We start from the raw sequence: 9,953 nt of genomic DNA on the forward strand, positions 1-9,953 counted from the left end.
GAGGCGGTCAGGCCGTTGCCATCCAGGCGCAGCGTCTCGCCGGCCATGCTCTTGGCGCGGATGCGCTGATACCACGAGCCCTGCACGACGCTGTCGACATACCAGCCGGCGTCCGCCCGGTGCGTCCAGTAGCCACCCAGCGAATGCACGTCCATCGAGGTCGAGCCCGCGCGCCCACCGTAGACGCCTTCGACGTCGGCGTCGATGCGACCGAAGCCGGCGTACCAGCCTGCCACGTCGTTCTTCGCACGCAGCATGTCGATGCCGGCCTGCACGCCCGCCATGTCGTAATCGTAGGAGGCCCCTTCCTTCTGGAAATTCGACAGCCGGCCTTGCGGGTCATTGCCGCCACGGCCGGTCTTGCCCGTTTCACCGAACGCCCGCGCCCAGCCGTTCCACTCCTGTTGGCCGGGAACGCCCTCGCCGATGCGATCGTGATAGGTGCCCAGCATTGCCAGGCCCATGCGGTTGGCCAGCGCCGGTACGACATTGGCGACAGCCACTTCGTCGCGATAGTTGGGCAGTTCCGGGGTCGGCTCGCCCGGCGTGGGCGGGGTGACTTCACCGGGGGTCGGCTCGCCGGGCGAGGGTGGTGTGACTTCCTCCGGCTCGTAGGTCGAACGCAGGTACCAGTCGCCGACATAGCTGCCGTCCCGTCCGCCCGCGTAGAGCGTGTAGTCATACGCGCCGGCCGAGATGCGGCCTTGCTGCGTGAAGGCGTTGGTGCTGGCGTTGGCCGCATCGATCAGCGGGATCCCGTTGCCGGTGGTCATCGCACCGAGGCCGCCCGCGTTATTCACCGCCACGCGCGTGCTGCCGCTGACCGCTCCGGTGATCGCCAGCGTATCGGTGGGTGAATCGTCCGCTCCCAGTTGTGTATTCATGACGAGCAGACCGTTGTTGCCGGTGTAATCACCATCGATTGTCAGCTTGTGCCCGGCATCACTCCAGCCCCAGGCGATCGTGCCCGCATTGGTGACGGCTCCCGTGATGGTGCCGCCCTGAGCGTGTTGCAGGGTCGAGCCCGCATTGATGGCCACATCCCCCGTCACGGCCAGTGTGGCCGGACTGATCAGGGTCGAGGCGTTGGTCAGTACCAGGCCTTGGAGCGAGCCATCCGGGTTGCTACCCGTGCCCGTCGTCAGCGTGCCATCGGCGAGTGTCACTGCCGAGCCGTCGACCGTGACGGTCTGCCAGTTCAGCAGGTTGACGCCCGTCACCGTCTGGGTCGTGTCGAGGAAGGTGAGCTTGTTGGTGCCGGCACCCGATGTGCCGAGGATGTCGGTCGTGTAGGCGTTGGCGTTGTCTCCGCCATCCAGATACGTCACGCCGGAAATGTCGGCTGCGCCGACGATGGTCAGCGAGTCGTCACCATTGCCCAGACGTACCGCGCCAGTGGTCCTGGAGCCGCCGAGCAGGGCGACGGTGGCATCACCGTCGTCATCCTGGATGGCGGTGCCCGATGCGGCGGACACATCCGCGCCGCTCATCAGGGTGATCGCCACGGACGCCCCCTCGTTACTGACTGCCGTGATGCCGGCCTCTTCGCCGCCGATGACCGTGCCTGCGATGTTGATGACAGAGGCGATGCCGCCATTGTCGTGAGCGGAGATGCCGGACTCGCTGCCGCTGATGGTGCCGCCGAGTTGGGTGATGCTCAGGCCCGTGACGTTGGTATCGCTCTCGGTCTGGACGCCGTGCCCGTCCGTGCCGGTCACATCGCCCGCCAGGACGACGGTCGTCGCGCCAGTGCCGGCATTGTTGGCGACGATACCGGTGGTGCCGGAAATGCTCCCCGCGCTTTGCGTGATCGTCAGGTCCGTGGCGGTTTGGCCGTTGAAGGCTTCGATGGCGTGACCGTCCGCCGTGACGTCGCCGGCGACACTCACCGTCGTGGCGCCGCTGCCCTGGTTTTCCGTGGCAATACCGTATGCGCCGCCCGTGATGGTGCCACCGCTCTGGGTGACGGTCAGGTTCGTCGCTGCAAAGTCGTTATGGGCGGAGATGCCGTAGTTGATGTCCCCTCTGACGTCGCCGGCCACATTGATATTCGTCGCGCCGCTGCCGAAGTTCTCGGTATAGATGCCGGCCATCGCGCCGGCGATCGATCCGGCGCTCTGCGTGATCGTCAGATCCTGGGTGGCGCCGTCGTTGTAGGCAAAGACACCATAAGCCGCCGACCCTGCAACGTCACCCGCGACGTTGATGTTCGTCGCACCGGTGCCGAAGTTCTCCGCATGAATGCCAACGTTGCCACCGGCGACGGTCCCGCCGCTCTGTGCAATGGTCAGCCCGGTGGTGAATGAGCCACTGAAGACGGCGATGCCGTCGGCGTTTTCGCCCGAGACGTCACCCGTGGTGCTGATCGACGTGGCGCCTGTCCCTGAGTTGTAAGCGTAGATGCCGTTTGACTCACCCTCGATCGTCCCGCCGGTCTGTGTGAGCGTCAGATCGGTACTCTCGAATGAGCCGTACGCGTTGATGCCGTCGCCGTACACGCCGAAGACGTTGCCGGCGACGCTGACGTTTGTTGCACCCGTGCCGCCATTGAAGGCGTTGATGCCACGTACCCCCGATATGGTCCCGGCGCTCTGCGTGATGGTGAGCCCCGCGGTGTCCTCGTAGTTATTGGCGCTGATGCCGTCGCCGTACCTGCCGCTGACATTGCCCGCGACGCTGATGGTGGTTGGGCCGCTGCCTGAATTGAAGACCAGGATGCCGTCACCGCCGCCCGAGATGGTTCCGGCACTCTGCGTGATGGATACCCCCGTGGCGGCGCCATAGTGATCGACGCTGATGCCCCTGCCATATTCCCCGATGACGTTGCCGGCCACGGTGATGTCCGTTGCGCCGGTACCGACGTTCTCGGCAGAAATACCATCGGACATGCCGGAGATGGTCCCGCTGCGCTGCGTGACGGTCAGGCCAGTGGTGGCGGTTCCGTTCAGGGCATGGATGCCAAGGCCCTCGACGCCGACGACGTCGCCGGCGACGCTGATGCTCGTCGCACCCGTACCAAAGTTGACAGCGTTGATGCCACAGCAATCGGCGAAGATCGTTCCGCTGGTTTGCGTGATGGTCACGTCCGTCGCCGTTTCCCCGTTCAGGACGTTGATGCCGGTGGCGTCAGCGCTTGTGATATTGCCGGCGACACTGATGGAGGTGGCGCCGGTACCCTCGTTGTATGCCCAGATGCCATCGCTGGAAGCGGTGATGTTGCCCGCACTCTGCGTGATGGTCATGTCCGTGGCGCTGGGGCCGTTTTCCGCGGAAATGCCATAGTTGTTCGTGCCAGTGACGTTCCCTGCGACGCTGATGCTTGTTGCGCCGGTGCCGCTGTTCGTGGCGGAAATCCCTGTGCCGCCGGAAATGCTCCCGCTGCGCTGAATGACCGTCAGAGCCGTCGTGTGGGCTTCACTATTGACGAGGACGCCAGTGTGGCCCGCGCTGGTAACGTCGCCTGCCACGTTGACGGTGGTTGCGCCGGAGCCCCAGTTTTGAGCGACGATGCCAACGTTCTTGCCAGCGGTGATGGTCCCGCCGCTTTGGGTGACCGTCAGGTCCGTGCCTGTCACTCCACCAAAGACCTCGATGGCGCTGTTGCTGCTGCTGATGTCGCCTGCGACGTTGATATTCGTGGCGCCGGTGCCGTCGTTCTTGGCCCAGATGCCATTGCTCTGACCCGATATCGTTCCGCCGCTTTGAGTGACGGTCAGGTCTGTGGTCGCAGATGCACCGTAGGCGTCGATTCCCCTGTCGCCGCTGCCGGTGACGTCGCCCGCAACGCTGACGGTCGTTGCCCCGGTGCCCCAGTTGTAGGCATGGATGCCCGAATACCCGGAAATGCTCCCGCCGCTGCCTTGCGTAACCGTCAGGTCCGTTCCGGTTGTGCCCCCTTGGGCGTCGACGCCGTCTGCCTCGACGCTCGTGACGCTACCGGCGACGTTGACGGTCGTCGCGCCCGTGCCACTGTTCTTTACGGAGATGCCGTGGGCATCGCTCAATACCGAAGCCGATTCTCCAACGTTGATCGTGATGTCCGTGCCGAGCGCGGTATTTGTAGCGGTAATGCCGAGACCGTTTTCTCCGTACAACCAGGGCGTGGCCGGATCGGTCCACGCGGCAATGCTGCCTGAGTCCTGGTTCACCGTGATGCTGCCCGCACCCGTGTTGGTGACGTTGATGCCCGTTCCAGGCGCGCCCGTCGGCGCAATGTCGGCGCTGCTGTTGACGGTGATGTCCCCTGAACCCGAGACGACGACGCCCTCGGCGATCGTGCCCGAGCACTCATAGACGCCGCCTGTCGCCGAACACTGCGACTGTGACCAGGCTGGGGCCGATGAGGTCAGCATCGCCAGCCCAAAGAACGACGAGATCACGACTGAAGCAACACTGAGGGACGCTCGTTTTCCGCGTCCAGTGGAAATCTCTGATGCGACCGCCCACGTGCGGGACGACTCGTTCCAGATCACTCGATATTGCTTGTTCATTCATTAGCCTCGGTTCACGGGTTCAAACATGGCGCTCCCCAAAACCCATTGAGGAACCTGCATGACGCCATGGTGGGAACCGAGATGCTATGAATAAGACAAGCGCTGATTCTGCTAAAAGTCAGAATTTCCGGATGATTTGATCACATGCGCTGACAGCCCTGCATGATCCGGTTTCCGCTGAGGACGAGTCTGTTTTTGGAGTCGGACCGATCTGCAACAAAGAGGGGCGTGCCCCCAATCCGCCCGCATGACCCCGCATTTCACCGCCGATTGTTGGCGGGCGGAGGCGTGCCTCCACTGACGATTGGGGACAAGGAAAAACTGCCTTCGACAATGGCGATGTTCGCGTCGAGGTATCGAAGATCGTCCGAGGGGTGCGCACGCGTTTTGTGGTTTTCTTGCCCGGCGCAATCCGGTGGACGCAAGACAGGTCGATTGATACGCCATCTGATTGGCGTACAAAGGTCTTCGAACGGGATGGCAGAGGGGGGCTTGTGGCGATGGGGCCGCCAGGTTCTTGAACCTCGGGAGGGGGCTTGTCCCGCCCGTGGCGACGGAGCCCTCGCTGGCCGGCAGCGGATGCTCAGGCGTCGCTCCGCGAGGCAGTCATGAAGCTCGACGAACAACCCATGTGGATCGCTCGCGCCCTGGCATTGCGCTGCGGCCGGCATCGGCCAGTTCGCGCTACTTGACCGTGTATCCCTTTCCTTCGAGGCACGCGCCACGCGCTTGCGCCCATGCCGCATTGGCAGTGGATTGCGTCTGCTGCTGGCCTGCCTCCGCCTGCTGTTGTTGCGCCCGGTTCTGGCGCCGGCTTTGGGCGCGAGCGGCCGCAGCACCGGCGGCAGCACCCGTCCCTGCGTCACCGCCAACCACTTCGCCCACGATAGCGCCGCGTGCGGCGCCCCGGACGCCGGCTCCGGGCGTCGTGCCGGTTGCCGTGGTAGCGGGTTTGGGCGCCGCGGTCTGCGCGGGCGGCCTGGCTGGGTCGAAACCGGTCTGGCCCGTGGCCCATTTACCGCACTCGGCCTCGTCTTTCTTCTGCTGGTCTGCCGACTGCCCCTTCGCCGGATAAGCGAACTGCTGCGCGTGCAGCGTCGGAACCAGCATTGCACCCGTTGCGACCAGCGTGAACAGCCAACCCGTTGCCACCTTCATGATGATCTCCTTGATTGGGCAGGCCGTCCGTCGATGTGTCCATGGCGGCACCTGCAATTCCGAGACAGAAGCCGCTTTCAGGTTAGTGGATTTCGTCTCGCGATCAAATCCAAGAAGGCGGCCGGGCGCGGCGTCCTGCACGCCACCTCCAATTCGGGCGCCCCGCGCGCGGACCTTGCAGGGGCTCTTCATGCGCGCGACGACGGGGCATCCACCGACCCACCATCGGCGCCCTCAGGGGCCGACGGCGCCCTGCCCAATGAGACCGAACACTGCCGATGATGTCCGCCATACCCGCCGACTTCTGGCGCGAGCTACGCCTGGCCGTCCTGGTGCATCCGCAAGCGTCGTTGCCTCTCGGCATCTGATCCAGGCGCCGGTCTGGACAGTCGGCAGGGACGGTTGATCGATACCTTGTCGTCCGCTGGCTAGGGAGCCGGCGGCGGAAAGCGGGGGAGCGTCACCGTGAACACGGTGCAGTCCTGGTCGGATTTGACTTCGATCGTTCCGTGATGTGCCGAAGCGATACAGCGGCAGATATACAAGCCCAATCCGATACCGGATGAGGCCCGCATGTTCTCTTTCGACGGATTTGCACGCGTCAACGGATCGAAGAGTGTCGGCAGCGCATCTGCCGGAATGGGCGGCCCCCCATTGCTGACAGTCAGAACGACTTGTTCATCGCCGCCCACGGCCTTCACGCGAACGGCGCCGTTGCCGTGCTGGACGGCATTGGTCACGAGATTGCCGGCCAACTGGCTCATGCGGCCGGCGTCCCACAGGCCGGTGAGGTCGCCACTCAAGTGCACTTCGATGTCCGCATCGGGCAAGGCAGCGCGCACCTCGTCGACTGAACCCTGGCAGATCCGCCCGAAATCCTGTCGGGTGAGCACCACCGGCAGCGTGTCTCCAAGGCGCGTGCGCGTGAAGACGAAGAGGTCGTCGATCATCGATTTCAAACGCTCGGCGCTACGTTCAAGGTTTACACCCGCCCGCATGCTGACAAGGGATAGATTCGCGTCGCGCAGCACGACGTGAGCCGAGTTCAGTATCGCCGCCGCCGGCGATCGCATGTCGTGGGCGAGCACGCCGGCAAAAAGATCGCGGATCCGCTCGGTACGCTTCGTGAACTGGCGCACCGACGCGGCCACCATCTGATAGACCGCCTCGTTGAAGCGGATCATCTCCTGGAACGCCGCCGGGTCCGTCGTGCCGCTCTGCTGCCATCGTCGGAGAACGCTCGCTCGCAGCGCACGATATTCCGCCACCAGCGCATCGATGCCGAAGCCCTGCGTCTGCCGGTCATCCGCGTGTACATGGCCGACCTGGTTGAAGTCCGACTCCGACCCGGGGCGATTGCCCAGGGATTTCGCCACCTGCTGTGCGTCCGTCTGGGTCTCGCGCATGTCGGCCGCGATCCCCAGCAAGAGGGCGCGCGCCGAATCGCGCAACTGCGTCTCGTCGAGCTTGCAGCCAGCAGGGCTGATGGAACGAGCATATTCCGTCCAGTCCTGGATCAATGCGTCGAGTTCCGATTCGATAAAGTCCGATAGGGTCATAGGGTCCTCCGCTGCGCGGCGTCCACGTCGCGCAATGTCCCCGCCCGTACGACGTGTCATTGAATATGGGTGAACGCCCGATCCGCCGCAAGAGCCATACCGCCGGCCCAAAAGGGTGGCGACAGGCTCGGCGGCACGAGCGCGAATGTACACGTGCATACCGTCGACGACGGCGCTTTCCTGGGCGGTCAAGTGCGGGGCCACGGGCGACGACAGGGGCTGTCACCGTCGCCCGACAAAGCAATGGGCGCGCGGCTTCCGGGCCGCATTGTCTGTTTTGCGTCTCCTCGCTTCGCGCGGCGCATTTCCGTCGGGCATGGCCGATGCTGGTTTCGGGCTGTTCGCTATTGAACAGATCAAGGAGACCCGAGATGGCAACCACCCCAAGAGACAACGTCCTGGATTGGCTGCGCGATGCCCATGGCATGGAGCAGCAGGCCGAGAGCATGCTGACCGCGCAGGCGGAGCGCCTGGAGAACTACCCGGACCTGCGCGCGCGCATACAGCAGCACATCGAAGAGACGCGATGGCAGCAGCAACAACTCGAAGCCTGCATCTCGCGGCTGGGTGGTTCCACATCCACCGTCAAGGATCTGACCGGCAAGCTCATGGCGTTCGGTCAGGGCATCGTCGGCATGACGATGACCGACGAGGTCGTCAAAGGTGCGCTGAGCGGGTACGTGTTCGAGAACATGGAGATCGCCTCGTACACGATCCTCATCGCCGCCGCCGAAGCGGTCGGCGACACCGCCACGCGCGACACCTGCGCAGCGATCCTCAACCAGGAAGTGGCGATGGCAAGGTGGCTGCTCGAACACCTCGGCCCCGTCACCGAGACTTTCCTGTTGCGCGACCAGACGCCCGGCGTGCAAGCCAAGCGCTGATTTCATCCCGACCGAGAGGAGTGACCCCCATGTTTGCCCACAACAAGCGGCTGCAATACACCGTGCGCGTATCCACGCCCAACCCCGGCCTTGCCAACCTCATGCTCGAACAGTTCGGCGGCCCGCAGGGCGAGCTGGCCGCGGCCATGCGTTACTTCACGCAGGCCGTCTCGGACGACGATCCGGGCCGCAAGGACATGTTGTTCGACATCGCGACCGAAGAGCTTTCGCACCTGGAAATCATCGGCCACATCGTCGTCATGCTCAACAAAGGCGCCAAGGGCGCGCTGGCCGAAGGCACGCAGGCCGAGGGCGAGCTATATCGCTCGATCACGGGCGCCGGCAACGACAGCCACGTCACCCAGGTGCTGTATGGTGCCGGTGCGCCGCTGGTCAATTCCGCCGGCGTGCCGTGGACGTCCGCTTATATCGACACCATTGGCGATCCGACCGCCGATCTGCGTTCGAACATCGCCGCCGAAGCCCGCGCCAAGCTGGTCTACGAACGACTGATCAGCCTGACCGACGATCCGGGCGTGCGCGAAGCGCTGGGGTTCCTCATGACGCGCGAAATCGCGCACCAGAAGTCGTTCGAAAAAGCGCTGTATTCCATCGAGCCCAACTTCCCGCCAGGCAAGCTCCCCGGCGATCCGCGCTTCGACAGCACGTATTTCAGTCTTTCCGAAGGGGAAGCGGCGGAGCAGCGCGGCTCGTGGAACCAGGGCGAGCAGTGGCGCTACGCATCGCAGCGCGAAGCGTTCAATCCAGCCGACGGCGGGACGGGCGAGGCGAGCGTGAACCTGTCGGACGCGCAGGCAATGGCCATTCAGCGCCTTGCCGAACGCACCGCCTCCAATCCCGACACCAATCCGCGTACTGGCGCAGAACTCGGCAGCGACGGAAGCGCTGCCCGTGCGGGTGGCTAGCAAACGCCGCCGACGGCGCCACGTCGGCATTTGACGCCCGCCGCATCGAGCGGGCTTTATCTGAAGACCCAAAGGAGCACGTCATGCCTTCAAACCAATCCCCGCCCGGCTCCAACGAGCAGGCCAAAGAACCCGACGACGTCGACAGCGCATTGCTCGAAGAAGGCAGCTCGGTCACCGCCACCCCCGACGCGCAGGAACGCAGCGACGCCGAACGATCCGGGACTGAACGCAGCGAGGTCGAACAAGTCCAGGCTGACCAGGACGACGCCGATGAAGGCGACGTCGAAAGGAGCGGGGCGATTCCTTCCCGCCAGCCCGGCTGAGGCGGTACGCGCCTTGCAGGTATATCGCACCCCTCCCGACCGGGAGTGGTGCATATGAAACAAACAGGAGAACGAAATGAAAACGCTACGTACCTTGATCGCAACCATCGGCCTCGGCGCCGCGCTGTCGGTACCCGCCTTCGCTCAAGTGGGCGGGCAGGGGCCCGGCGCCAAGAATGCCGGCGACACCTCGACGATGAGTTCCAGTTCAAGTTCGGTGCGCAATCGTGCCGACCAGCGGGGCGCCGGCACGTCCGCACCAGCGCGTCCGTCGCGCGAATCCGGCACCACGGGAACCGGCAGCGGATCGGGCTATGGCGGTACCGGCAGTGGAACGGGCTCCGGCTCGGGCATGGGCTCTCCCGCGCGCTGAGTCCTGGATCTCATCTCGTCAGCGACTTGTCGTGCTTCGGGGGCCAGTCCGTCCCTGGGAATTCCGCTCACATGGCGCGAGGAGGGCTTCCGTCAAAAAAATGGGGCGCCCTTTTGGGGTGCCCCATTTGCTTGGGTGGCTACAGCCGGATTACCAGGCGATCACCACACCCACGCGACCGCCAAAGCTATCGCCCTGGCCGCCGGCGACAACGCGGTTGTAGTCGGCCGCCGC

General features: G+C 64.6%; 7 protein-coding genes. 4 read left to right on the forward strand and 3 right to left on the reverse strand.

All coding sequences use genetic code 11. The annotated features are described in order from the left end of the window. The 3 genes from ACDA63_RS19855 to ACDA63_RS19865 form a co-directional block, all read right to left on the reverse strand. On the reverse strand, positions 1 to 4,490 hold a 4,490-nt coding region (locus tag ACDA63_RS19855; RefSeq protein ID WP_373665040.1), incomplete at its 3' end, for an autotransporter outer membrane beta-barrel domain-containing protein. Positions 4,491 to 5,177: 687 nt separating this feature from the next. Then, complete coding sequence (locus tag ACDA63_RS19860) at positions 5,178 to 5,792, reverse strand: hypothetical protein (protein WP_373665041.1); 615 nt, start codon at positions 5,790 to 5,792, stop codon at positions 5,178 to 5,180. A gap of 287 nt (positions 5,793 to 6,079) precedes the next feature. After that, positions 6,080 to 7,402, reverse strand: a complete 1,323-nt coding sequence (locus ACDA63_RS19865; RefSeq protein ID WP_373665042.1) for a sensor histidine kinase — start codon at positions 7,400 to 7,402, stop codon at positions 6,080 to 6,082. Between the two features lie 179 nt (positions 7,403 to 7,581). On the opposite strand from ACDA63_RS19865, the gene ACDA63_RS19870 reads away from it, so the two are divergent. The 4 genes from ACDA63_RS19870 to ACDA63_RS19885 all read left to right on the forward strand — a co-directional run bounded on the left by ACDA63_RS19870 (position 7,582) and on the right by ACDA63_RS19885 (position 9,719). Then, on the forward strand, positions 7,582 to 8,094 hold the full coding sequence (locus ACDA63_RS19870; protein WP_373665043.1) for a ferritin-like domain-containing protein: 513 nt from the start codon (positions 7,582 to 7,584) through the stop codon (positions 8,092 to 8,094). Positions 8,095 to 8,123: 29 nt separating this feature from the next. Continuing rightward, on the forward strand, positions 8,124 to 9,020 hold the full coding sequence (locus ACDA63_RS19875; RefSeq protein WP_373665044.1) for a manganese catalase family protein: 897 nt from the start codon (positions 8,124 to 8,126) through the stop codon (positions 9,018 to 9,020). Positions 9,021 to 9,103: 83 nt separating this feature from the next. After that, positions 9,104 to 9,346: a hypothetical protein gene (locus tag ACDA63_RS19880; RefSeq protein WP_373665045.1), complete on the forward strand. Its 243-nt coding sequence runs from the start codon at positions 9,104 to 9,106 to the stop codon at positions 9,344 to 9,346. A 76-nt stretch (positions 9,347 to 9,422) separates the two neighbouring features. After that, on the forward strand, positions 9,423 to 9,719 hold the full coding sequence (locus tag ACDA63_RS19885) for a hypothetical protein (RefSeq protein ID WP_373665046.1): 297 nt from the start codon (positions 9,423 to 9,425) through the stop codon (positions 9,717 to 9,719). Positions 9,720 to 9,953 lie beyond the last annotated feature (234 nt).

The organism is Uliginosibacterium sp. sgz301328 (assembly GCF_041807905.1).
Lineage (GTDB): Bacteria > Pseudomonadota > Gammaproteobacteria > Burkholderiales > Rhodocyclaceae > JBGVSA01.